This window comes from Azospirillum sp. P4_B5, from assembly GCF_056402275.1.
The window spans coordinates 1-1,040 of sequence record NZ_JBFUHT010000134.1 but is presented as its reverse complement, the minus strand read 5'-3'; the positions used below and the strand labels follow the sequence as shown (position 1 = coordinate 1,040).

General features: G+C 67.7%; 1 protein-coding gene. It reads right to left on the bottom strand.

Annotated elements, in window-relative coordinates; all coding sequences use genetic code 11:
- Window positions 1-104 precede the first annotated feature (104 nt).
- A partial coding sequence (locus AC1DVI_RS32370; RefSeq protein WP_476961471.1) for a pyruvate formate lyase family protein occupies window positions 105-1,040 on the bottom strand: 936 nt, incomplete at its 5' end.

Below are 1,040 nucleotides of genomic sequence, written 5' to 3'. Positions count from 1 at the left end.
GGGCCCCTTCCCTCCCCCGCTTCGCAAGGGAGGGAATTATCCCCTCCCCTGCGTCAGCGGGGGAGGGTCAGGGAGGGGGCAAGGCGTCGCGACTCAGACTCTTCTCAATGCGCCCCATGGAAGGTGCGGCTGATGACGTCCATCTGCTGCTCGCGGGTCAGCTTGATGAAGTTCACCGCGTAGCCCGACACCCGGATGGTCAGCTGCGGGTACAGCTCCGGATGGTCCATGGCGTGCAGCAGCGTCTCGCGGTCGAAGACGTTCACGTTGATGTGGTGGCCGCCCTGGCCGAAATAGCCGTCSAGCATSCCCACCAGATTGTCCACCCGCTCACCCTCGGTCGGCCCCAGCGCGCCGGGCACGATGGTGAAGGTGTAGCTGATGCCGTCCTGGGCGTGGGCRTAGGGCAGCTTGGCCACCGACGCCATCGAGGCCACCGCCCCCTTGCGGTCGCGCCCGTGCATCGGGTTGGCCCCCGGCGCGAAGGGCTGGCCGGCCTTGCGCCCGTCCGGCGTGTTGCCCGTCTTCTTGCCGTAGACCACGTTCGAGGTGATCGTCAGCACCGACTGCGTCGGCACCGCGTCGCGGTAGGCCTTCTGCTTGCGCAGCAGACCCATGAAGGTCTCGACCAGCCACACCGCGATCCCGTCCACCCGGTCGTCGTTGTTGCCGAAGGCCGGATAGTCGCCCTCGATSACGAAGTCGGTGGCSARGCCGCGCTCGTCGCGSACCACCTTSACCGTGGCGTGCTTGATCGCCGACAGGCTGTCCGCGACCACGCTCAGGCCGGCGATGCCGCAGGCCATGGTGCGCAGCACGTCGCGGTCGTGGAGCGCCATYTCCAGCCGCTCGTACATGTACTTGTCGTGCATGAAGTGGATGGCGTTGAGCGTGTTCATGTAGGCGCGCGCCAGCCATTCCATCATCGGCAGCAGGCGGGCGACCACCGTGTCGTGGTCGAGCACGTCGCCGGTGATCGGCGCGAAGGCCGGGCCGACCTGCTCGCCCGACACCTCGTCGCGGCCGCCGTTGATGGCGTA